Source organism: Pantoea sp. UBA4549 (genome assembly GCF_002387285.1).
In the GTDB taxonomy this organism is placed as follows: domain Bacteria; phylum Pseudomonadota; class Gammaproteobacteria; order Enterobacterales; family Enterobacteriaceae; genus Pantoea; species Pantoea borealis.
Genome location: NZ_DGLH01000005.1, coordinates 210,046 through 231,341, shown reverse-complemented (window position 1 = coordinate 231,341; position 21,296 = coordinate 210,046). Strand labels below are relative to the sequence as shown.

22 protein-coding genes and 1 pseudogene are annotated in these 21,296 nt (G+C 54.8%); 14 read left to right on the top strand and 9 right to left on the bottom strand.

The features are described from left to right. Window positions 1-217: 217 nt before the first annotated feature. The 3 genes from B3041_RS02230 to B3041_RS02220 all read right to left on the bottom strand — a co-directional run bounded on the left by B3041_RS02230 (window position 218) and on the right by B3041_RS02220 (window position 3,869). Window positions 218-1,435, bottom strand: coding sequence for an MFS transporter (locus B3041_RS02230; protein WP_292968853.1), 1,218 nt, complete (start codon window positions 1,433-1,435; stop codon window positions 218-220). Window positions 1,436-1,544: 109 nt separating this feature from the next. Next, window positions 1,545-2,372, bottom strand: a complete 828-nt coding sequence (locus B3041_RS02225) for a universal stress protein (RefSeq protein ID WP_065647627.1) — start codon at window positions 2,370-2,372, stop codon at window positions 1,545-1,547. 18 nt (window positions 2,373-2,390) lie between these two features. After that, window positions 2,391-3,869 (bottom strand): SulP family inorganic anion transporter, encoded by a 1,479-nt coding sequence (locus B3041_RS02220; protein ID WP_084798731.1) that lies wholly within the window; start codon window positions 3,867-3,869, stop codon window positions 2,391-2,393. 482 nt (window positions 3,870-4,351) lie between these two features. On the opposite strand from B3041_RS02220, the gene B3041_RS02215 reads away from it, so the two are divergent. The 3 genes from B3041_RS02215 (at window position 4,352) to arsC (ending at window position 6,555) form a co-directional block, all read left to right on the top strand. Next, window positions 4,352-4,705 carry a metalloregulator ArsR/SmtB family transcription factor gene (locus B3041_RS02215; protein WP_292968851.1) on the top strand — a complete coding sequence of 118 codons (354 nt, stop codon included), beginning with the start codon at window positions 4,352-4,354 and terminating at the stop codon, window positions 4,703-4,705. A gap of 90 nt (window positions 4,706-4,795) precedes the next feature. Further along, window positions 4,796-6,079, top strand: coding sequence for an arsenic transporter (locus B3041_RS02210; protein ID WP_065647629.1), 1,284 nt, complete (start codon window positions 4,796-4,798; stop codon window positions 6,077-6,079). Between the two features lie 47 nt (window positions 6,080-6,126). Next, entirely contained in the window at window positions 6,127-6,555 is a 429-nt protein-coding gene (gene arsC / locus B3041_RS02205; protein WP_065647630.1) for a glutaredoxin-dependent arsenate reductase, read from the top strand. A 173-nt stretch (window positions 6,556-6,728) separates the two neighbouring features. On the opposite strand, the gene B3041_RS02200 is transcribed toward arsC, so the two are convergent. Further along, the gene (locus tag B3041_RS02200) at window positions 6,729-7,505 is read right to left on the bottom strand and encodes an alpha/beta fold hydrolase (protein WP_292968849.1); all 777 of its coding nucleotides are present in this window, start codon (window positions 7,503-7,505) and stop codon (window positions 6,729-6,731) included. A 356-nt stretch (window positions 7,506-7,861) separates the two neighbouring features. Here B3041_RS02200 and B3041_RS02195 point away from each other — a divergent pair, with 356 nt between their 5' ends. Both B3041_RS02195 and B3041_RS02190 read left to right on the top strand, forming a co-directional pair. Further along, window positions 7,862-8,638 (top strand): MBL fold metallo-hydrolase, encoded by a 777-nt coding sequence (locus B3041_RS02195; protein WP_292968847.1) that lies wholly within the window; start codon window positions 7,862-7,864, stop codon window positions 8,636-8,638. 98 nt (window positions 8,639-8,736) lie between these two features. Continuing rightward, window positions 8,737-9,696 (top strand): GlxA family transcriptional regulator, encoded by a 960-nt coding sequence (locus B3041_RS02190; RefSeq protein ID WP_292969251.1) that lies wholly within the window; start codon window positions 8,737-8,739, stop codon window positions 9,694-9,696. A gap of 112 nt (window positions 9,697-9,808) precedes the next feature. On the opposite strand, the gene B3041_RS02185 is transcribed toward B3041_RS02190, so the two are convergent. Beyond that, the gene (locus B3041_RS02185) at window positions 9,809-10,099 is read right to left on the bottom strand and encodes a hypothetical protein (RefSeq protein WP_292968845.1); all 291 of its coding nucleotides are present in this window, start codon (window positions 10,097-10,099) and stop codon (window positions 9,809-9,811) included. Between the two features lie 362 nt (window positions 10,100-10,461). On the opposite strand from B3041_RS02185, the gene B3041_RS02180 reads away from it, so the two are divergent. Then, window positions 10,462-10,809: a cupin domain-containing protein gene (locus B3041_RS02180; protein ID WP_065647637.1), complete on the top strand. Its 348-nt coding sequence runs from the start codon at window positions 10,462-10,464 to the stop codon at window positions 10,807-10,809. A 133-nt stretch (window positions 10,810-10,942) separates the two neighbouring features. Here B3041_RS02180 and B3041_RS02175 read toward each other — a convergent pair whose 3' ends face one another. Continuing rightward, entirely contained in the window at window positions 10,943-11,320 is a 378-nt protein-coding gene (locus tag B3041_RS02175) for a hypothetical protein (RefSeq protein ID WP_292968844.1), read from the bottom strand. A gap of 161 nt (window positions 11,321-11,481) precedes the next feature. On the opposite strand from B3041_RS02175, the gene B3041_RS02170 reads away from it, so the two are divergent. The 4 genes from B3041_RS02170 to B3041_RS02155 all read left to right on the top strand — a co-directional run bounded on the left by B3041_RS02170 (window position 11,482) and on the right by B3041_RS02155 (window position 15,713). Further along, window positions 11,482-12,318 (top strand): pyridoxal-phosphate dependent enzyme, encoded by an 837-nt coding sequence (locus B3041_RS02170; protein WP_292968843.1) that lies wholly within the window; start codon window positions 11,482-11,484, stop codon window positions 12,316-12,318. 238 nt (window positions 12,319-12,556) lie between these two features. Then, on the top strand, window positions 12,557-13,477 hold the full coding sequence (gene iolE, locus B3041_RS02165; protein ID WP_292969248.1) for a myo-inosose-2 dehydratase: 921 nt from the start codon (window positions 12,557-12,559) through the stop codon (window positions 13,475-13,477). Then, window positions 13,474-14,649: a Gfo/Idh/MocA family protein gene (locus B3041_RS02160; protein WP_292968842.1), complete on the top strand. Its 1,176-nt coding sequence runs from the start codon at window positions 13,474-13,476 to the stop codon at window positions 14,647-14,649. The genes iolE and B3041_RS02160 overlap by 4 nt, the downstream gene beginning before the upstream one ends. A gap of 23 nt (window positions 14,650-14,672) precedes the next feature. Further along, entirely contained in the window at window positions 14,673-15,713 is a 1,041-nt protein-coding gene (locus tag B3041_RS02155) for a Gfo/Idh/MocA family protein (protein WP_292968840.1), read from the top strand. 314 nt (window positions 15,714-16,027) lie between these two features. Here B3041_RS02155 and B3041_RS02150 read toward each other — a convergent pair whose 3' ends face one another. Next, window positions 16,028-16,423 (bottom strand): prolyl endopeptidase, encoded by a 396-nt coding sequence (locus tag B3041_RS02150; RefSeq protein WP_065647310.1) that lies wholly within the window; start codon window positions 16,421-16,423, stop codon window positions 16,028-16,030. A 98-nt stretch (window positions 16,424-16,521) separates the two neighbouring features. Between B3041_RS02150 and B3041_RS02145 the strand changes: the two genes are divergently transcribed. From B3041_RS02145 to B3041_RS02135, 3 genes and pseudogenes are all read left to right on the top strand, one after another. Continuing rightward, complete coding sequence (locus B3041_RS02145) at window positions 16,522-16,902, top strand: VOC family protein (protein WP_292968838.1); 381 nt, start codon at window positions 16,522-16,524, stop codon at window positions 16,900-16,902. Window positions 16,903-17,048: 146 nt separating this feature from the next. After that, a complete protein-coding gene (locus B3041_RS02140) occupies window positions 17,049-17,906 on the top strand; it encodes a manganese catalase family protein (RefSeq protein ID WP_065647312.1) in 858 nt (285 codons plus the stop codon). Window positions 17,907-18,382: 476 nt separating this feature from the next. After that, window positions 18,383-18,475, top strand: a pseudogene (locus B3041_RS02135) (DUF4142 domain-containing protein); the annotation flags it as partial. Between the two features lie 7 nt (window positions 18,476-18,482). Here B3041_RS02135 and B3041_RS02130 read toward each other — a convergent pair. Beyond that, window positions 18,483-18,890, bottom strand: a complete 408-nt coding sequence (locus tag B3041_RS02130) for a MarR family winged helix-turn-helix transcriptional regulator (RefSeq protein WP_292968835.1) — start codon at window positions 18,888-18,890, stop codon at window positions 18,483-18,485. 82 nt (window positions 18,891-18,972) lie between these two features. Between B3041_RS02130 and B3041_RS02125 the strand changes: the two genes are divergently transcribed. Further along, window positions 18,973-20,742 (top strand): chloride channel protein, encoded by a 1,770-nt coding sequence (locus B3041_RS02125; protein ID WP_292968833.1) that lies wholly within the window; start codon window positions 18,973-18,975, stop codon window positions 20,740-20,742. Between the two features lie 35 nt (window positions 20,743-20,777). On the opposite strand, the gene B3041_RS02120 is transcribed toward B3041_RS02125, so the two are convergent. After that, on the bottom strand, window positions 20,778-21,254 hold the full coding sequence (locus tag B3041_RS02120) for a glutathione peroxidase (protein WP_292968831.1): 477 nt from the start codon (window positions 21,252-21,254) through the stop codon (window positions 20,778-20,780). Window positions 21,255-21,296: the final 42 nt, after the last annotated feature.

Here is a 21,296-nt window from a genome sequence, read left to right as displayed (position 1 = left end):
CGCAGTCAATCAACTCCATCAGAATCAGCATCATTGCGCACAAAACATTCTGCACTAATCAATCGCCGATATGTCGTCTTAAAAGCACCAGCTGGTATCGGAAAAAATCACGTTAACAACGGACCAACTCTGGCAAAGGGCCGTGCTGCATCCCAGTAAAATGTCCGCTTCTGGCACAAAGCGGACAGTGTTTCCTGCCTCACGTATCGTGTTCCGATCAGCCAGAAATATCAGTTTCATTTTCCGGTACGCCAGCTCTGACACGGGTTGCCACCAGACTGGCCGCGAGTATAAAGACGAGGCATAACAGCGCCTGCACCCGAAGGGCAATATGGTTATCAATCAGAACGCCCATGATGACCGGAGAGGCACCACTGGCAAGCACGGTACCCGCCTCAACAGCCGAGCGCACCTTTGCCAGCTGCGCAGGGCCAAAGAGCTGTACCCATAGCGCGGTCGCCAGTGTGGACGCAATGGCTGACGATATGCCGGTCATGATGAGGTAAAACGGCGTGACCCACACGCTGTTACTGAGCCACAGCGCCAGCATGCCAGCGGCCTGCGGCAGCAGAAACCACGGCAACAGACGGCGTGGCGTCAGCCGGTCTATCAGCGGACCAAATGATAACAGGGAAACCGCCTGCGTTATCGCGTAGGCAATAAACCATCCTGCAACCCACGACAGTGCCCATCCTTTCTCCTCTGCCAGACGCGCCTGATGGAAAAAGAAGCCTGTGGTGATGAAAGGTGACGCCAGCACTGCGGGCAGAGCAAAAAGCAGATTCCGGTTCTTCCATACTGACGCTTCGCGAACCTTCTCTGCGCCCCGCTTTCTGAACGTCCGCAGCGGCTTTTCGGCAGCGCGCGGAAGGCAGCTGACAGCCAGCGCAACGCCGGCCACCAGGACCGCAGCGTTTATCAGCCAGGCAGTGCGCCATCCCGTCAGAGCGTTAATCTGCACGGCAGCTAACGGAAAAAGCGCCTGTGCGAGCGACAGGCCCAGCGCGATGGCGCCCAGTGCCTTGCCAGCATCAAGCGGAAACTGGCGCGCAGTCGCCGTCAGGGCGGTATGCACCATCAGCCCCTGCCCGCCGAGGCGAAGCAGGTAAAAGCCTGCACAAAGCATCCATGCCGCCTGCGCACCGGAGACGAGCAGGCACGCCGTCACCAGCAGCAGGGTAACGGCCAGGGTGAAGCGACGGGTGGTAGTGTAATCAATCATCCGGCCTGCCCATGTCAGGGTGACGGCACTCATCACGGTGCCCGCGGCATAAAGGCCGCCCAGTCCGCCGTCGCTGAGCCCGAATGCCTGACGCAGGTCCTGCCCGTAAAGCGATACGAAGTAAGTCTGTCCAAAACTCGACATGGCCATCAGTATCGCGCCAAAGGCGAGATGACTGCCGTGCTGATACATAAAGCGAAACAGCTGACGCATGGTATTCCCTGAGCACGGCTGACAAAGGCGCCGCACAAATGAACTGCTCCGGGACTTGTGTTCCGGAGGCTCGTTACGAAAAGGGTCTGCGATTGCAGGCCCGTAACGTTTACCGCAGCATCAGCAGCGGATAACGACTTTCAGCCAGCATCGCCGTGGTGTGACTGCCGATAAAGAAGCGGCGCAGCCGGGAGTGTCCCCAGGCTCCCATCACGATCAGGTCCGTTCCGTTCTCCTGCGCGTAACGGCACAGCCCGCGCGAGACGGATTCATCCTGTATCAGCCGTGACTCTGCATCAATGCCGGCTGCCTGCAGGATGTGCTGCGCATCATGGAGTGAAGCATCGTCGCCGTTCACCATCACAACATGGCAGGCCAGGCCGCGAAGCAGCGGGCTCACGGTCAGCCGGGTCAGGTTTCGGCGGCTGGCCTCGCTGCCATCCCAGGCAAAAAGTACCCGGGATGGCGCAATAAACATTTCCGGCACAACCAGCACGGGCGCTTTCTGCAGGCGGATGACGCTTTCCAGCTGGCTGCCCACCGTATGTTCTGCGCCCCGTCGTCCGAGCACCATCAGCCTGACGTCATCCAGGCCGGCAAGGATTTCGTCCAGTGCGCCGTGCATCTGCAGCTGGCGTACCTCCGGGCGTCCCGCCCGGGCCAGCCGTTCAGCACAGCCGGCCAGAATAGTTTTCCCCTGCGCCATAAGCAGGCGGCTGCGCTCACCCTCCACGCGCACAAGCGCTTCGGTCAGCAGCTCTTTGCTGTCGATGCCAATGCTGCCGCTCAGGTCAGAGACGGCCGGATGACCGTCTTTTTCCAGCACGTGCAGCAGGGCCAGCGGCGCGGAAAGGCCGGCGGCGGCCCACGCCGCGTAGTCACAGACTGGCCCGGTTGACGGCGAACCATCCACGCAGGCCACAACGGTATTGTTCATAGCTGTAACTCCTGTCAGTTAGTGACCGCCCATCAGTTTTTCCGCTTCTTCCGGCTTGTCATGCACGCCGAAGCGGTCAACGAGGGTACGGGTGGCGTCGTTCATGCCCGGTATTTCTACCTCAGCGCCTTCGCGGCGGAACTTAATTACCGCCCTGTCCAGTGCGCTAACGGCGGTGATGTCCCAGAAGTGAGCGTGCGTGACGTCAATGACCACACGCTCTGCCGCTTCCCTGAAGTCAAAGTGGCTCATAAAGCGATCGGCGGAGGCAAAAAAGACCTGGCCGGTCACGGTATAGATCCGTGTCTCACCCTCCCGTGACGATCTGACCGTCATAAAGCGCGCTACCTTAGTGGCAAAGTTCAGCGAAGCAATCAGCACTCCGGTCAGCACGCCGAAGGCCAGGTTGTCGGTGGCCACCACCACGACCACGGTTGCCAGCATGACCACGCTGGTCGAGAGCGGATGGCGGCGCAGGTCGGTGATGGATCGCCAGGAGAAGGTGCCGATGGAGACCATGATCATCACCGCGACCAGCGCCGCCATCGGGATCTGCGACACCTGATCGCGGAGGAAAATAATCAGACAGAGCAGCACCAGCCCGGCCGTCAGAGTGGAGAGGCGCCCGCGCCCGCCGGATTTTACGTTAATCACCGACTGACCAATCATGGCGCAGCCCGCCATGCCGCCGATAAACGCCGTGCAGACGTTGGCGATGCCCTGCGCCTTGCACTCGCGGTTTTTATCGCTCGGGGTATCGGTCATGTCATCCACGATAGTGGCGGTCATCATTGACTCCAGCAGTCCCACCACGGCGAGACCGGCAGAGTAAGGCAGGATAATCAGCAGCGTATCCAGGTTCAGCGGAATGTCCGGAATGAGGAACACCGGCAGGCTGTCGGGCAGTTTGCCCATGTCGCCCACGGTACGCACATCCAGGTGAAGCCACATGGAGATGGCCGTCAGCACCACGATGCAGACCAGCGGGGAGGGAATGGTTTTATTGAGGTATGGAAAAAGATAGATGATGGCCAGGCCGGCGGCGGTAAGCGCATAAACGTGCCAGGTCACGTTGGTCAGCTCCGGCAGCTGCGCCATGAATATCAGAATAGCCAGCGCATTGACGAAGCCCGTCACGACCGAGCGCGACACGTAGCGCATCAGACTGCCAAGCCTCAGGTAGCCGGCAGCCAGCTGCAGCAGGCCGGTTAGCACTGATGCCGCCAGCAGATACTGCAGGCCGTGATCTTTCACCAGCGTTATCATCAGCAGCGCCATGGCGCCGGTAGCCGATGAAATCATGGCGGGACGTCCGCCAAAGATGGCCATAACCACAGGAATACAGAAGGCCGAGTAGAGGCCGACCTGCGGGTCAACCCCGGCAATGATGGAAAACGCGATCGCTTCAGGAATGAGCGCGAGCGCGACGACAATACCGGCGAGCACGTCACCACGGACGTTGCCCAGCCAGTCCTTACGCGTCGAGGACAGCAGCATAGTAATTTCTCAGATTTTAGATACAGTCAGCCCGTGAGGGCAAAAAATTCAGGGACGAAAAAGCACATCCGCAAACGGGATGTTTTTGAGTGCGCGACTGAAACTACTCAGTGCGACAGGGAAGGGTGACGACTCAGGGTGGCGTAAGACGCATGATTTTTGAGTTCTCCTTTACGGCAAAAGGATGCCTTCAGGACTGCAATAAGCCAGCGAAACCCGGGGCGGGGCGCTGACGGCGAAGTCTGTCCCTCTCAGGACAGGCACTAAACTATAAACAAAAACGGTGAGAGGTCAACGTTTCAGCAAGCGGAACAGGGCTGCGAACAGCGGTACCAGCGCGTATATTAACCCTGTCTGCGCATGTCACCGCAGAAACATACATGGAATCAGCCTGGTATTTATATGTGAATTTATGCATATGTATTGACGGCATTTGCGCGTAAAGTCACACTGGCTTTTTACGCCAGCTACCCGGAGTTATCATGCCTCAGCTTTTTCCTCTTCAGCTTTTTAAGGGGCTGTCTGACGAAACGCGTTTAAAGCTTGTCCTGCTTCTGCGTGAAAAAGGTGAACTCTGTGTATGCGAGCTGACGCTGATACTGAAAGAGAGCCAGCCCAAAGTATCCCGGCATCTTGCGCTACTCAGAGACAGCGGCCTGCTTATCGACAGGCGTGACGGCAAATGGATCCATTACCGGCTGTCCCCTCACATGCCCGCCTGGGCTGCAGCCGTGATTGAACAGGCTTATCTGTGTCAGCAGGATGACATCCAGCATCTCAGCTGGCAGGCTGAGCGGGACAACGCTACGACCAATGGCAAACCTGTCTGCATTTAAAAATTTACCTATACATATATGCTTTTCCATATTTAACGTTTCTGGTTGCGCTGTGCTTATTCTGAGAGGTGCAGTAGTGAAGGAGGGACTATGTTTCTGGCAGGTGCAATTTTTGTTCTGACGCTGGTGCTGGTTATCTGGCAGCCGAAAGGACTCAGTATTGGCTGGGGTGCTGTTATCGGGGCTGCGCTGGCGCTGCTGACGGGCGTGGTGCATATCGGGGATATTCCGGCGGTCTGGCAGATTGTCTGGAACGCCACGGCCACGTTTATTGCGGTTATCATCATCAGCCTGCTGCTGGAGGCATCCGGCTTTTTTGAGTGGGCGGCACTGCACGTTTCCCGCTGGGGAGGCGGCAGAGGCCGGCTGCTGTTCACCTATATCGTTCTGCTGGGCGCGGCGGTGGCGGCGCTGTTCGCCAATGACGGCGCGGCGCTTATCCTCACGCCGATTGTCATCGCCATGCTGCTGGCGCTGGGCTTCAGCCCGGCTGCCACGCTGGCATTTGTGATGGCGGCTGGGTTTATCGCGGACACGTCCAGCCTGCCGCTCATCGTATCGAACCTGGTCAACATCGTAACGGCGGATTTCTTTACGCTGGGCTTTAGCGAATATGCGTCCGTTATGGTGCCGGTGAATATGGCTTCCGTAGTGGCTACGCTGGTAATGCTGCACCTGTTTTTCCGCAAAGATATTCCGGCAGGTTATGACCTGACAAAGCTAAAAATGCCCCGTGACGCTATCCGTGACAGGCGGACCTTCAAAACCGGCTGGCTGGTGCTGATTCTGCTGCTGGCCGGTTTTTTTGCACTGGAGCCGCTTGGCGTACCGGTCAGCCTGGTTGCGGCAGCGGCGGCCTTCATTCTCTGGCTGGTTGCACGCAAAGGACACGTTATCGATACCCGAAAGGTGCTGAAAGGTGCACCCTGGCAAATCGTTATCTTCTCGCTGGGCATGTATCTGGTGGTATATGGTCTGCGTAATGCCGGCCTGACGGATGACCTCTCAGCCATTCTGAACCGCTTTGCAGAGCACGGCGTCTGGGGGGCAACGCTGGGTACGGGCTTTCTGACGGCCTTTCTGTCATCGGTCATGAACAACATGCCCACCGTGCTGGTCGGGGCGCTCTCTATTGACGGCAGTACTGCTCAGGGCACGGTAAAAGAGGCGATGATTTACGCGAACATCATTGGCTGCGACCTCGGCCCGAAAATTACCCCGATTGGCAGCCTGGCAACCCTGCTGTGGCTGCACGTTCTGGCGCAAAAAAATATCACTGTTAGCTGGGGCTATTACTTTCGTGTTGGCATCGTAATGACCCTGCCGGTGCTTTTTGTGACGCTGGCCGCGCTGGCCCTGCGCCTGTCTGTTTAAACGTGATCCGGGCTGCGTGCATGCAGCGCCTGTATGGAGTATGACTGATGACTGACATTACTATTTACCACAACCCGGCCTGCGGCACGTCCCGTAACACCCTGGCGCTTATCCGCAATAGTGGCGTGGAGCCAGCAGTGATTTTATATCTGGAGACGCCGCCGACACGCGCTGAGCTGCAGACGCTGATTGCAGATATGGGAATCAGCGTGCGCGCACTGCTGCGCAAAAATACGGAACCGTTTGAGCAGCTGGGGCTGGCAGAGGATCGGTTCAGCGATGACGAACTGCTGGATGCTATGCTGGCTCACCCCATTCTCATTAACCGTCCGGTGGTGGTAACGCCGCTCGGTACAGCGCTCTGTCGTCCGTCTGAAGCTGTTCTGGATATTCTGCCTGATCCACAGAAAGGGGCATTGATGAAAGAAGATGGTGAACAGATTATCGATGAGCACGGAAACCGTATCGGCCACTGACACCCTGACATTCCGCCAACAGAGCGGGAGAGGCAAAAACAGCTGGCCTTGAACCACGGAGGCAGATTTTCCCTGAGAAGGCCGGCCGCTCTTAGCGGCGAACGTCACCACTTTTAAATAGAAAGGCCACCTTGTCGGGTGGCCTGTCTGGTGAACCTTTACGTTATAAAGGGTTAGTCAGCAAAGCACTTCCTCGCATGCTCTTCCACGAGCGCCGTAACGGTTTCCGGCGCTTCCAGCGGCGGGAAGTGGTTCACACCGTTCAGGATTTTCAGCTCCGCGCCGCCGCCCAGCACCTGCTGCAGCGCCGTTGCAAACGGAAGCGGGTTTGGCGCGTCATTTTCGCCCTGCAGAATAAGTGCTGGCGCGGTAATTGCACCATACTGATCGGCCATTTCGTGATTCAGAAACGCCGCGGCATTGGCCTGCATCGCGTGGGCCGGCCATTTTGCCGCCTCTGCGCCGACGTTTTCGGTCACGCCAAACGGCTGATAAAACGCCACGGCGCCGGAGGGCGTTGATACCGCCTCACAGACCATCCCGACCGTCATGCCCGCATCACGCATCTGCTTACCGTCCACGTAGCAGGCGGTATATACCAGTCCGGCAACCTGCTGCGGATACTTCACCGCAAACGTGGAAATGATGTTGCAGCCGATGGAGTGAGACACGAGCACGACCGGGCCGCTGATGCCGGCGGCATCAATCACGGCTTTTAAGTCCTCAGCGTGGCGGGGGATGCTGTAAGCCTCAGGCTGCAGCGGTTTGGCCGAGCGCCCGTAGCCGCGGCTGTCATACGCGACCGTATAGAATGTTTCAGACAGCGCATCCGTCTGCGCCTGCCAGATATCACTGATGCCAAAGTACCCGGCAACGAAAACAACCGGCATGCCGCGGCCTTTTGCGTCAAAGTAGATTTCGATGCCGTCGTCAGTAGTTGCGTAAGACATTCTTCATTCCTCGTGTGTTAACAGTCACAAAAGTATAAAGAGCGTGCGGTGCGCTCTGTGAGAAGCAGAAATGTCAAAATGCGATGGTTTCGGGTCAAATTGACGTCGCACGAAAAGATATGTGGAACACAGCACAAGGTCTTACGGCATCTGCCGGCACCGGCTGGCTGTAAACGCTGCAGTCAGTACAAAAGAAAGCATAAGAAGGGAAACGCAGGATCAGCCGGAGAGTTATCTTTGGCCCTATTCCATCGAATATTGACCTCAGCGCAACTCACGCCCGGTACGGCGCCTTTTTTATACTGTCCGCTCAATGTACAGACCGCACGGCTGCGGTTTCTCTGACGGAGGAAAGAATGCAACTCACTCAAATACGTAACGCCACGCTGAAGCTCGACTATGCCGGCGTTCGCTTCCTTATCGATCCGATGCTGTCTGACAAAGACGCCTGGCCCGGCTTTCCCGGTACCGCGCGTTCGCACCTGCGCAACCCCATGGTCGCGCTGCCGCTGGCCGTGGACGTTTTGCTGGACGTGGACGTGATTATCGTGACGCACACGCATCAGGATCACTGGGACGAGGCGGCGCAGCAGCTGATCCCGAAGGACCAGGTGATTTACACGCAGAATGAGAGCGACGCGACGCTGCTGCGCTCGCAGGGATTCACGGCGGTCAGTGTGCTGGCGGACACCAACGTCATTGCGGGCATCAACATCGCAAAAACTGACGGCCAGCATGGCAGCGACGAGGCGTATGCCATTCCCGAGGTTGCCGAACGCCTGGGCGACGCGTGTGGCCTGGTGTTTTCGCTGGCAGGTGAAAAGACGCTGTACGTGGCCGGTGACACCATCTGGGTCCCGTCGTACGCAGAGAGCCTGGAAAAACACGCGCCTGACGTGGTGGTGCTGAACATGGGCCTGGCGACGGTAGACGGAATAGGTGCCATCATCATGGGTAAGCAAGACGCGCTGCGCACGCTGGAGGTGCTGCCGTCGGCCACGGTGGTGGCGTCGCACATGGAGGCCGTCAACCACTGCCTGCTGAGCCGGGACGAGCTGCGCGCCTTTGCCGCGGAAAACGGCATTCAGGATCGGGTGCGGGTGCCGGAAGATGGCGAGACGCTGAACTTCTGACGCAAAAGCACGCCCGGGCGGCAGGCTCCGGCCTGCCGCCTGCCAGGCCGAAAAAAGCAGGTAATTATCGCGGTTTACATCAGTAAGGGTAGAGAATGATGTCCACGCTGCACGTTGTTGTTATCGCCACGCCGGGCTTCAGCCCGTTTCACTTTTCCGTGCCGTCCATGGTCTTCGACAAGGCGATGCCCGAGCCGGGTCTGTTCAGCGTGGATATCTGTGCAGAGCAGCCCGGCGTCGTGGCGTCCGATATCGGTATCTCAATGAATGTGGAACACGGGCTGGAGCGGCTCGATGCAGCGGACATCATCGTTGTGCCGTTCTGGGAGCATCCCGAAAAGCGCCCTGATGCGGCGCTGCTGGAGGCGCTGCGCAGCGCCTGGCAGCGCGGGGCCGAAGTTGTGGGGCTGTGCCTCGGGGCGTACGTGCTTGCCTACGCCGGACTGCTTGATAATCGCCGGGCGTCCACGCACTGGGAGTTTGAGCGGGATTTTGCCGCACGCTTTCCGCAGGTGCGCCTTGACAGCAACGCGCTCTATACCAGCGACGAGCGGCTGGTTACGTCGGCCGGGACGGCGGCGGGCATCGACTGCTGCCTGAACATTGTGCGCGAACACTGCGGAAGTGCGCTGGCCAACCGCGTCGCCCGGCGGATGGTGATCCCTCCGTACCGGGAGGGCGGGCAGGCGCAGTTTATTGAGCATGCGGTGCCAGAGACGACGCGCGACGAGCAGATAAACGACCTTATCGACTACCTGCGCCGCAATCTGGACAAGCGGCACGATCTTGACTCCATTGCGGGGTTCTCCGGCATGAGCCGGCGCACGCTGACGCGGCACTTCATCAAGGCCACTGGCATGACGGTGGGGGACTGGCTCAGCGCCCAGCGCCTGCAGCGCAGCCAGGAGCTGCTGGAGACCACCGATCACAGCATCGAAACCGTGGCGTCGCTGGCGGGCTACCGGTCGCCGGTCTCGTTCCGGCAGAGCTTCAGGACCCGCTTTAACGTCAGCCCCAGCGAGTGGCGGCGGACCTTCCGCGGCCCCGGCCTGATATAAGTCCGGTCCGGCAGCCGGGACCGCCGCGTACCGGTATGATGCACATGCAGGCGGTTACCGGGTCAGGCATCATTCTGCAGCGCGATGGCCGGAGCTGCTGAACAGGGCTGGGCTATTCAAGGTTAATCACGCGCAGGCCTGACCAGCACCGCTCTCCGGCACCGGTTATCAGCACGACGGGCGCCTCACTGAAGCTGCTCAGCAGGGTGCATACCCGGCTCATTAAATCCGTAATCTTTTCAGAACCCACGTAGACGAACTCGTCCGTCGGCAGGGCATACGTGAACCCCCGCCTGCAGACGACGCTTCGTGAAAAACCGTTCTCAAGCATGGCAAACATCAGCTCAATGTGCGCTTTTTCGGTCTGCTCCTTTAGCTCAATCCGGACTGTATAACTGGCCATAGCGATACCTGACAGATGTATAATTTAAGATAACTTAAATTATAGGTGTTTCTGAACAAATAACGGGCAATTGAGATATGTCCTAAGCAAATGCGCTTACTGTTCTGAGCCCCGTCCTGATCAACTCCGGGAAAACTGAGCCCGCTGCGTACCTTAACGTCCGCAAAGAGCGAAAAGCGGACATTATGGCCAGATAAAATTCTGCTATCCCAATATATTGATAACTACCAGATATGTTGAACGATGCAGTTCACGTCTTTAGGTAAATAATCAAATCATAGCCTGTTGCGAATCGACAGCATTTCCCGGTATAACTTTCTTAAGGTCTTTATAGATGGGCGCATGTAAACAGGAGACGGATGATGATTTCAAAGGAAAATGCAGAGCATTATTTCTGGGGCGAAGATTGCGATGGTTGGTATCTGGTAAACCGTCAGGACATGCTGATTATTCATGAGAAAATGCCTGCCGGCACTTATGAAAAGCGACACTTTCACTCCGTTTCCAGACAGTTTTTCTTTGTTCTCAATGGCGTTCTTTCGATGGAGTTAGAAGGTAAATTGCATAATATCAAAGCCCTTCAGGGGCTGGAAATTCCACCGGGAACAAAGCATCAAGCCAGAAACGACACAGGGTCTTCCGTAGAATTTATTGTAATTTCACATCCGACGACGCGAGGAGATCGTTCTGACCTCCCTTCATCCTGCTGACGACTTATGAACAACGGCTACGGTTTGTCTTAACGCAAGGCCAACGTACTGTGTATTAACCTACCTGAGTACTTACAACACATGTTTCTGGCACAAAGCCGCTCTATTCAGGGCCATTGAAGCTGACCTCAGGTTAGCCGGTAATAGGGGTTTCGCCTGTAGTTTTCCCGGACAGTCTCCTGTAGTTTTTAATGGTCGCGCTGGAAAGGCTGGCTGCTGTATCCACGATGACAAAGCTGAAAGTATTTTCAGTTATCCTGGTGACTTCTGCAGGCAGTGACTTAAGTGCGGTGTCTGCAATATGCAGAAGTGGAATACCAGCGCTCGCTGCTTTCATTTCAGCAAAATAGCAGTGTGCAAGGTTACAGGGAACAGCGATCAGACTCACTTTTGCCCTGACGAGTTCTGAAATACCCTGTTGCAGGGTTGCGATCATCGCATCATCATCAGTTTTCTTGCCCGGCCAGAAAGGCGCTGGCAACGAGATAATATGCATTTTAGGGAAATCCATATCATATTTCGCTCCGTACCCGACGTGGCAGTCTGTAACCAGCACAACCATTCAGATGTGTATCTACTGCGTTCTGCTGATAAACCTTATGATGTCATCCTGGACAGGCTTCGGACAGAACAGTAACTATGCTGTGAGATACATTCATAGGATTTAGATTAATGGAAATAGGTATCCGTACCCCTCTCATACATTCTCTCCCTTTAAGCCAGCACAGCGGATGTCGTGTCTGGCTGAAGATGGAGTCTTCCCAGCCCACCGGCTCTTTTAAGCTCCGCAGCGCGGGACATGCCTGTTGCTATTATGCCAGTAAGGGCGCTACAGCATTTGTCAGTTCATCCGGTGGAAATGCCGGAATTGCGGTGGCACACAGCGGTCGCAGACTGGGGCTGCCGGTAACTGTGGTTGTGCCGGAAACCACGTCAGCCAGAGCAAGACAGCTTATTGAGCAGGAAGGTGCCTGCCTCATTGTGCACGGGAAAGTATGGAGTGAGGCTAACGATTACGCCCTGTCACTGGCGACAGAGGACATCATCTATGTCCATCCCTTTGATAACCCGCTTTTGTGGGAAGGCATCAGCATAATCGTGGATGAAGTCATCAGTGAGGGTGTAAAACCTGATGCCGTTATTCTGTCCGTCGGCGGCGGAAGCATGCTGTCCGGCATAGCGCTGGGACTGGAAAAACATCAGCTTGGCCACATTCCGGTTTATGCCGTTGAAACACACGGTACGGCCTCGCTTAATGCCTCGCTGAATGCCAATAAGCTGATGCGTCTTGATAAGGTCAGCGGCATAGCCACAACGCTGGCCGCAAGCCAGGTGTGCGAAAATGCTTTTAACGTGGCCAGCCGACTGGATGTAAGAAGTATGCTGGTTTCTGATGCGGAAGCGCTGCATGCCTGCCGGCGCTTTCTCGATGATCATCGCGTACTCACTGAGCCGGCATGCGGAGTATCATTGTCACTCCTGTATGACAACAAAATCAGGTTCACATAGAGCGCATATAGCACCAAATCTTCGGGCTGGCGGTTACAGTTAATTTCAATGAGGGAGCCGTTATTGTGAATCTTATCGAATAACAGGTGACTGCTCTGGGTAATCTTATAGCGGTCACACTTTGATTATTTAGCATCAGCCCTTCATATAAATGATGGTTTTACCTCATTGAACCGATAACGGTTACGCTGATGCTCTCCTTATAGTGCTCTCACATTGACCTGTAAGGAGGGATATCCTGATGAATTCACGTATTCAGTTAGGTGTCAGCCCGTTAAGCTGGACCAATGATGTTTTGCCCGATCTGGGCGACACTATTTCCCTTGAAATCTGCCTCAAACAGGCCGCGTCTGCTGGCTATCAGGGTATTGAACTGGGCAGGAAATTCCCCCGGACGCACGCTGCATTGGCCCCGTTACTGCATGAGGCCGGTCTTCAGCTCGCTTCAGGCTGGCACAGCGGTTTTCTTGCCGATCGCAGCGTTGCTGAGGAAATCGCGGCCGTACATTCACATGCAGAGCTACTGAAAGCGTCGGGTGCCAACGTCATGGTTTATGGCGAATGCGGCAGAATGCCAGGCGCTCATCCGCTGGACAAACCCCTGTCTTTTTCTCCGGCCTTACGCTGTCTGAATGTTGATGATTATGCCCGCAAGGTCAGCGAGTTTGCCGACATTCTGCTTAGCCGGTACGGCCTGAAACTGGCTTATCATCATCACCTGATGATGCTGGTTGAACAGCATCATGAACTGGATGAATTTCTGACAAAAACCTCCGAGAGCGTCGGTCTGGTTCTGGATTCGGGGCACGCTATCGCCGCTGGGGTCGATCTGAAACAGATAACAACGCGGTTTGGCCACCGCGTAGTGCATATACATCTGAAGGATATCCGTGCGGATATTCTTCATCGGGTGCAGAAGGAAGATCTCAGCTTCAATGATGCGGTACGTGCCGGACTCTTCACTGTGCCGGGTGAAGGCTGCATTGATTATTCTTCGCTAATTGATTTTGTTACGCATTCAGACTATCGGGGCTGGCTGATTGTCGAAGCCGAACAGGATCCGCAAAAAGAAGAGCCGTTTGCTGCCGTCTCCCGGGCATTTCGCTGGATACAAAACACCTTTCTACTGTCCCTGCCAGCAGAGGAAATCGCACAATGAAAGAAAAACTCAATATTGGTTTAATCGGATCGGGTTTCATGGGGCAGGCGCATGCTGATGCTTACCGCCGTGCGGCAATGATCTATCCCGATCTGCCAAAACGTCCTCATCTGTATGCACTGGCCGATCAAAATCAGGCGCTGGCTGACGCAAATGCCACGCGCTTCGGTGCAGAAAAAGCATATGGAGACTGGCGGGATTTGATCAACGATCCACAGGTAGATGTAGTGGATATTACCTCGCCTAATTATCTGCACTATGAGATGGCGCTGGCCGCGATCGCGGCCGGCAAGCACGTGTATTGTGAAAAGCCGCTGGCCGTCAGCACCGAAGAGGCGCTGCAGATGACGCTGGCAGCAGAAAAGGCGGGCGTCAAAACGATGGTAGCATTTAACAACATTAAAACCCCGGCAGCCCTGCTCGCAAAACAGCTTATTGAGAATGGCGATATCGGTATACCGATCCGCTTTCGTGGCACCTTTGATCAGGGCTTTTATAACGATCCGCAACTCCCCTGGTCCTGGCGCTGCTCTAAAAAGCTGGGTGGCAGCGGCTCACTGGGCGATCTGGGCGCCCACACCCTTTCGGTCGCGCAGTTTTTGATGGGGGATATCAGCGAGGTGACAGCCAGCGCACAAACTTATTTACGTCAGCGCCCGGTTCCCCGGACGGATGCCGGTTATGCCAGCCGCATTGATGAGCAGGCAGAATGGCGCGAGGTTGAGAATGATGACCAGGTTCAGTGCCTGGTGAGCTTTGAAAGCGGTGCCAGTGGCGTTGTTGAGTCTTCACGCCTGTCCGCCGGCCGCATTTTTGGTGTGTTCTGGGAAGTTTCCGGAACCGAGGGCACTATTTATATGGATGGTGAACGTTTCAATGAGCTGCAGGTGTATCGCTTCAGTGATGACAAAAACGATCGCGGCTTCAAAACCTTGTATGCAGGCAGTCAGATCCCGGCTTATTCAGGCTTCTTCGGCTTTGATTTTGGTGGCGGCGGGCTCGGTTATTTTGATGTGAAAGTCATTGAAGTCCACGACCTGGTACAGGGAATTTGCAGTAAAGACGATTGCTATCCGAACTTTGCCTTTGGCCTGCAAAATCAGCAGATCCTGACCGCTATCGAGCAGTCCATTGCATCCCGTCAGTGGGTTGCTGTGGCAGATAATCGCTAAATCAGCGCTGAAAAGGAGTCACTATGTTCCCCTCTTTTTTACCCGTTCCGCGAATACCTTCTGAAACGTCTGTACCCGTACTGCGCTGGGGCATTATTGGCCCCGGCTGGATTGCTGAACATTTTGCCCGCGCACTGAAAGAACATACCGGGCAGCATCTGGTTGCAGTATCAGGAAGAAACAGAGTAAAAGCCCAGGCATTTGCTGAACGCTGGGCAATACCATCAGTTTTCAGCAATCCCGATGAAATGCTGGCAGTGGACGATCTGGATGCGATCTACATCGCCACACCGCATAACCATCACTTTCCGGATGGCATGAAAGTGCTCAGTGCAGGCAAACATGTACTGATTGAGAAGCCTCTGGCTCTGAATGCCAGAGAGGGAGCGGCCCTGCAGGCACTGGCCCGGGAAAAAAGCCTGCTCTGCATGGAAGGAATGTGGTGTGACTTTACGCCAAAATATGATGTTCTGCGTCAGCTATTAGCAGATGGCGTATTAGGCGACGTTCATACTCTGACCGCCGATCATGGTGAGTTTTTTACGCAGGATCACCGCATTTTTAACGCCGATCTGGCCGGCGGACCAATGCTGGATCTGGGTAGTTATCTGGTTTCGCTGAGCGTAATGGTGGCAGGCGCGCCGGTTCGCGTTCAATCCAGTGGACAGCCGGCACAAGGCAATGTTAACGGACAGGCTTCGATGCTGTTTGAACATGCCAGCGGCATGCATTCCGTTCTGAACACAACCTTGTTCAGCAATACTCCAGGCGGTGCAGTGATTGCCGGGCGCGATGCTACCCTGGTTCTGGCGGGACAATTTTACGCGCCCGGTGGTTTTGTACTCACCTCAAGCCAGGGCAATCATTCACTGTTCTGGGAAGAACCTGCCAACCGCTACACGCAGCTGTATCATGAGATCCAGCATTTTTCCTGGTGTGTGGGGCAGGGATTAAACGACTCCCCGATTCGGCCTTTATCCACATCACTCATGACCCTTACAGCGATGGATAAGGTGAGAGGACAGCTGGGGATCGTTTTCAATGAAGAACGCGGAAGCGTGTGACAACAGGGGTTGAGGATCAGCAGCACCCGCAGCTTATCCTCACAGGAGTGGTCCTGATTTTTTCCGGAGTATCCTGCCATCGGGCATAGCATTCTGCTTGCCCGGAATTTTGCCGCAGCGCCTGCGACCGCCTGAGCTTACAGGATTAAGCCGGTAAATCAGCAATGTCTTCCTTATTCAGATACTGATGGCAACAGCCAGCTTACCTCAACAGGCTTACTTATCGTCCGCGCAGCGAGAAAAGCCGATGGTAAAATGGTGACGACAGGGTTTTTCTGCCACATCAAATATAACCTTCCGGCCACGACTTTCTCTCAGCCTTTGCCCCAGTGCATATTCTGGATAACAACTCTGTATCGATCTCTATCTTCAAAGGTAACGCCATTGCGATCCCAGTAAGGATTAAATGATTTAACTCTGATGAAGCCAGCCTCATCCATATTTATACAGGTGGTTTGCCAGCTATCTTGCCCGGGAATGTACAGAATCAGGAGATCTTCATGTGAGGGTGAAGGCAGCACCGGATGATCATGGCACTGGGTAAACTCAAGGTGCCAGGATAACCCCTTCAGTCCTAACATGTACCCGCTGAATCCATCGTGGTTTGTGAAATCACCGATTTTTTCTAACCCAAGACCGTTACAGTACATTTCACAGCTTTTGCTGAGTGCGGTGACAGGTCTGGCTATCCTCATATGCTGCAATACCATAAATACCTTCTTTTATGTTGGCTTACCCTGGCATTCTGGCAACGAATTCTGTGAAAGCCATCGGGTGTATGCTGCTATAGTCAAAAAAGGATCAAGAAATGACTGAATCAAACAAACCTTACTGGAACCGAATGGTTCCCGAGCTGACCGTAACAGATCTGTCCGCGTCCCTGAAATTTTATATCGAAGTGGTTGGCTTTAGCATCATCATCAGACGCATGGAGCCAGATTTTGCCTATATCACTCTTGGCGAGGCGCAGCTAATGCTTGAGCAATATCATCCGGACGGATGGAATACGGCAGAACTCGTCAGACCGCTGGGACGCGGTGTAAATTTCCAGATAGAAGTGGATGACGTTGACCAGATATTCGCTCGTGTAAATACCCACAGCGTAACGTTATATCGGGGTCTCACCGATAACCACTACAGTACTGGCGAAACAACACGGGACAGCAGGCGTGCCAGACGCAAGTTTTGATGCGGGTTTATAACCCGCATACGCGGTAAACGAGTTTTGCAATCACTCTTACAAACGGAAATGTGTCTTGTTACGCTTTATTTATCTGATTTCTCCAGCCAGGCTTTTTTGCTGCCTAACGTTTCTAAACCGACCAGGAGAAAGCCATGTTCCATCATTCATCCAAAATGCAGTTCCCTGTACGCGTAGAAAAGCCAAATCCGGAATTTGCCATGCTGCTTCAGCAGGCGATAGGGGGCGTGGAGGGGGAGATACGTGTAGCAATGCAATATTTTTTCCAGGCCATGGGTGCCCGGGGCGATGCACGCATCAGAGATCTTCTGATTTCCACTGCAACAGAAGAGCTGAGCCATATTGAAATGCTGGGATATGCTGTTGCTCTGAACCTCGAAGGCGCGCCGCTTTCGTATCAGGAAGAAACAGCAAAAGATCCGGTAATGAACGCTATTCTGGGCGGTATGAATCCCCGCCATGTTCTCTCTTCCGGACTGGCCGCGATGCCGGTAAATGCCAACGGGATGCCTTTTGATATGAGTCACATCTACGCTTCCGGTAATGTGGCTGCCGACATGCTGGCGAATGTCACCGCTGAAGCAACCGGGCGTGTACTTGCAACCCGGCTGTACAATCTTACCGAAGATAAAGGCATGAAAGATTTCCTTGCGTTCCTGATTGCGCGCGACACGATGCATCAGCAACAGTGGCTGGCCGTGATTGAAGAAATGGGGGGACTGAACGCTTCACTTCCCATTCCAAACAGCTTCCCGCGAGGCAATGAAGCAGAAGAGCACGCTTATTATTGTCTGAATACCTCTCTGGACAAGCCTCTTCCCAAAGGTCGCTGGAGTGAAGGCCCGGCTTATGATGGGTACGGTCAGTTCACGGCTAAAGAGCAGCCGGATATTCTGGGAGATGAGCCAGTGCTGGGTAAAGCGCGTCCGGGCTCAGGTGCACAGCAGGAACAAATTGACGGGACGGTTCCGCCTGCAACCGGAGCTGTGTAGAGCTATTTTCATTCCTCATGACTTTATGCTGTAAAAAGGGTTTCAGGGCTGCATAGCAGCCCTGCTTTGTTATAGCCATCTTCAGGTTACCGCTATTTTAGTGCTGAGGTATGGTTTGCCGCGAGAAAGATAACTGTTTTACAGCCCATTATTTATCAGAGAGTCGTAAACAATTTCCTGCTTTATTTAAGAGCGTAGCCGCGTGTACTCGTCTTTATATCAGCTTCAGGCACACAGTCGGGTATATTCAGTTCAGTGTCTTCTGATCTTTCAGGTAAGAACATGGCGAAATGTCGATCGGATTCACTGCGTTCGCAATCACATATGACATCATCCTCACCCGCACCTTCATCAATTTTAGAAAGAATCGTTTCAGCTTTCTTTGAGAGGTCGTGAATTTTTACGGCTCGGCCGGAACGGCCTCATCCTTTCTGGCAGTGGCAGTAGGCTAATTCCTGACTGACTTATCGCTAACGGATCACAGGATGGTGCTGTCAATCCTGCAAAGTGATGCCAAAAAGATTGAGGGGCCAGAGGTAAATACACTGGCTGAGGCGCACACGCCCCTCTGCATTACTAACAGAACTGATTTATCATCGACAGCAGCATCGGTTTTAAATTACTCAACTCCTCCAGATGCGCCAGCGAGAGTGACTCCAGCAGCTGCTCTGCCTCCGGCGTCAGGCGCAAAAACATTTTACGTTGATCGGCCTGATCCGGCTCGCGCAGCACCAGTCCTGCTTCTTCGAGGCGACTTAGCAGGCCGGACGCACTGTGCGGCTTCAACATCAGACGATCTGCCACATATCCCACGGTGGCGTTGCCCGGCAAGCTACCCCGAATTGTCAGCAGAGCCTGATGTTGTTGCGGCGTCAATCCTGCGTTACGTGCCTGAGTTTCGCTGAATGCCATGAACGAACGCAGAGTAGCGCGAAAATCAGCCAGCAGCGCGTAATCGGCATCTTTCATTTTAGAGTGTGACATGCTGAAACCCTTTCTGTATTGAATTTATATCGCATTGCGATGTAAATTGCGCGTTTTTGAAAATGTAATGAGGAGTAATAAGATGCGGGATACGTTGTCTGGTTCCCCACATCGGCGCACGCTTTCTGACTACAGCGTCACCAGGCGCGTGATTATACTCGCGCTAATGGCCATTCTGATAGGAACCGGCGGCGCGTTTGGTGCCATTGTGCTGCTGCACCTGATCGCCCTGATGAGCAATCTGTTCTGGTATCACCAGTTTTCGTTCAGCGAGAACGTCATGCCGGGCAGCGCCGGAACGCTTCATATTCTTGCGGCGCCAGTACTGGGCAGCCTGATTATCGGGATTATGGCGCGTTTTGGCTCAGAAAAAATCCGTGGTCACGGCATTCCGGAAGCCATTGAAGCCATTCTGTACAGTGAAAGCCGGATGTCGCCCAGGGTAGCCGTGCTCAAGCCGCTCTCTTCGGCCATATCGATTGGCAGCGGCGGTCCGTTTGGTGCGGAAGGGCCTATCATTATGACCGGCGGCGCAATCGGTTCTTTATTCGCTCAGTTATTTCACCTCAGTGCAGCTGAGCGTAAAACGTTGCTGGTAGCAGGGGCAGCGGCGGGCATGACCGCCATCTTTAACGCGCCCGCTGCGGCAGTATTGCTGGCGCTGGAGGTGTTGCTGTTTGAGTGGAAGCCGCGCAGTTTTATACCGGTGGTTACTGCAGTACTGGTCTCCTGGTGCTGGCGCGATGCGCTGACTGGCACCGGCGCTATTTTTCCTTTTGCGTGGTCATCGCCACTGCAACCCCTGCAACTTATCGTGGCGGCGGGCACTGGCATACTCACGGGAACAATCGCGGTGGCGCTGTCGAAGAGCCTGTACCGTCTTGAAGAGTGGTTTCATCGGCTGCCCGTTCACTGGATGTGGTGGCCCGCGCTGGGCGCAGTGGCTGTTGGTGCCGGCGGCATAATTCAGCCACGGGTATTAGGTGCAGGATACGGCAGTATTCAAAATCTGCTGGATGGTTCCCTGGCGCTCAACATTATGGTTTCACTGCTGCTGGTAAAGAGTATTGTCTGGCTGATATCTCTGGCTTCGGGCACCTCTGGCGGCGTGGTAGCGCCGCTGCTGATCATGGGTGGCGCGACGGGTGCCCTGGTGGCTCATCTGCTGCCTGGCTACGGCGGAATGCTGGCAATGGCAGGCATGGCCGGGATCCTGAGCGGCGCAATGCGTGCACCGCTGACGGGCACGCTGTTTGCGGCTGAAGTCACAGGGCATTTTGATCTGCTGCCGGTAGCATTAGCGGCCGCCGTGGCTTCTTATGCGGTGAGCGTTTTGATGATGCCACGCTCTATCTTCACCGAACGTCTGGCGCGCCGGGGACACCATATTGTGCAGGAGTATGGTACCGACCTGCTGGAAACAACCAGAGCGCGACAAATTATGACCGACACGCCCGTCACTTTACCTGCTTCAATGCCGCTGAGTCAGGCCATCGCGATGATGAGCGATCTGCATGCCCATCATCATTATCCGGTGGTTAATGCGCAGGGCAGGTTTATCGCCGTGGTATCGCGCAAAGAGATGCTGCACTGGCAGCAGCAAGACAGCGACACCACGCTGCAGATGCTAATGGGCGAAAAGCCGCAAATCAGCGCCCGTCCTGACACCTTATGCAGTCAGATTGCCGACCATTTTTTCAATGAGGAAACGGGAATGGTCGTGGTCACAGTCGCGGAGACCGGACAGGTAACAGGCGTGATCACCCGCCATGATATTTTCCGTGTACGTTATCTGGCAAAGAAGACAGAAAATCACAAAATGAAATACCTGCGGTTACGCAAATCAGACTAATGAGTGTGACGGGCTGAATAAGCAGCCGCGTTGTTTTACAAAGCCGCAAGGATGGCCGCCTCCATCTTCGCCGGTGGGGTGATGGGGGCAAAACGTCTGAGTGGCTGGCCGTCACGGCCGATAAGAAATTTGGTAAAATTCCATTTGATTCGTCCGCCCGGCATGCCGGGCAATTCCGTTTTCAGATACTGAAACAGCGGATGGGCTGCGGCTCCGTTAACATCAATTTTTTCAAACATCGGGAAGCTTACCCCGTAATTGATATGGCAGGTCTGCGCGATGTCATCGGCACTGCCGGGCTCCTGCTTACCAAACTGGTTACAGGGAAACCCCAGTATCACCAGCCCCTGCGCCGCATATTGTCGCCAGAGTGCTTCAAGACCGGCATACTGGCGCGTAAATCCGCAGTGGCTGGCGGTATTCACTACCAGAACCAGCTTGCCCGCGTAGTCAGCCATTGAAACCGGCTGCCCCTGCAGGCGGGTGGCCGAAAATTGATAAAAAACGGTCATGCTGGTTCCCTCAGATCTGAACATATTCTGCGATGATATCAT

Bases quoted from the DNA above. Each gene is read 5' to 3' on its own strand.
- arsC (WP_065647630.1), top strand. From the start codon at position 6,127: ATGACTGACATTACTATTTACCACAACCCGGCCTGCGGCACGTCCCGT.
- B3041_RS02160 (WP_292968842.1), top strand. From the start codon at position 13,474: ATGAAAGAAAAACTCAATATTGGTTTAATCGGATCGGGTTTCATGGGG.
- B3041_RS02180 (WP_065647637.1), top strand. From the start codon at position 10,462: ATGATTTCAAAGGAAAATGCAGAGCATTATTTCTGGGGCGAAGATTGC.
- B3041_RS02155 (WP_292968840.1), top strand. From the start codon at position 14,673: ATGTTCCCCTCTTTTTTACCCGTTCCGCGAATACCTTCTGAAACGTCT.
- B3041_RS02220 (WP_084798731.1), bottom strand. From the start codon at position 3,869: ATGCTGCTGTCCTCGACGCGTAAGGACTGGCTGGGCAACGTCCGTGGT.
- B3041_RS02120 (WP_292968831.1), bottom strand. From the start codon at position 21,254: ATGACCGTTTTTTATCAATTTTCGGCCACCCGCCTGCAGGGGCAGCCG.
- B3041_RS02145 (WP_292968838.1), top strand. From the start codon at position 16,522: ATGACTGAATCAAACAAACCTTACTGGAACCGAATGGTTCCCGAGCTG.
- B3041_RS02225 (WP_065647627.1), bottom strand. From the start codon at position 2,372: ATGAACAATACCGTTGTGGCCTGCGTGGATGGTTCGCCGTCAACCGGG.
- B3041_RS02150 (WP_065647310.1), bottom strand. From the start codon at position 16,423: ATGGTATTGCAGCATATGAGGATAGCCAGACCTGTCACCGCACTCAGC.
- B3041_RS02215 (WP_292968851.1), top strand. From the start codon at position 4,352: ATGCCTCAGCTTTTTCCTCTTCAGCTTTTTAAGGGGCTGTCTGACGAA.
- B3041_RS02230 (WP_292968853.1), bottom strand. From the start codon at position 1,435: ATGCGTCAGCTGTTTCGCTTTATGTATCAGCACGGCAGTCATCTCGCC.
- B3041_RS02140 (WP_065647312.1), top strand. From the start codon at position 17,049: ATGTTCCATCATTCATCCAAAATGCAGTTCCCTGTACGCGTAGAAAAG.
- B3041_RS02210 (WP_065647629.1), top strand. From the start codon at position 4,796: ATGTTTCTGGCAGGTGCAATTTTTGTTCTGACGCTGGTGCTGGTTATC.
- B3041_RS02130 (WP_292968835.1), bottom strand. From the start codon at position 18,890: ATGTCACACTCTAAAATGAAAGATGCCGATTACGCGCTGCTGGCTGAT.
- B3041_RS02190 (WP_292969251.1), top strand. From the start codon at position 8,737: ATGTCCACGCTGCACGTTGTTGTTATCGCCACGCCGGGCTTCAGCCCG.
- B3041_RS02185 (WP_292968845.1), bottom strand. From the start codon at position 10,099: ATGGCCAGTTATACAGTCCGGATTGAGCTAAAGGAGCAGACCGAAAAA.
- B3041_RS02195 (WP_292968847.1), top strand. From the start codon at position 7,862: ATGCAACTCACTCAAATACGTAACGCCACGCTGAAGCTCGACTATGCC.
- B3041_RS02125 (WP_292968833.1), top strand. From the start codon at position 18,973: ATGCGGGATACGTTGTCTGGTTCCCCACATCGGCGCACGCTTTCTGAC.
- B3041_RS02175 (WP_292968844.1), bottom strand. From the start codon at position 11,320: ATGGATTTCCCTAAAATGCATATTATCTCGTTGCCAGCGCCTTTCTGG.
- B3041_RS02170 (WP_292968843.1), top strand. From the start codon at position 11,482: ATGGAAATAGGTATCCGTACCCCTCTCATACATTCTCTCCCTTTAAGC.
- B3041_RS02200 (WP_292968849.1), bottom strand. From the start codon at position 7,505: ATGTCTTACGCAACTACTGACGACGGCATCGAAATCTACTTTGACGCA.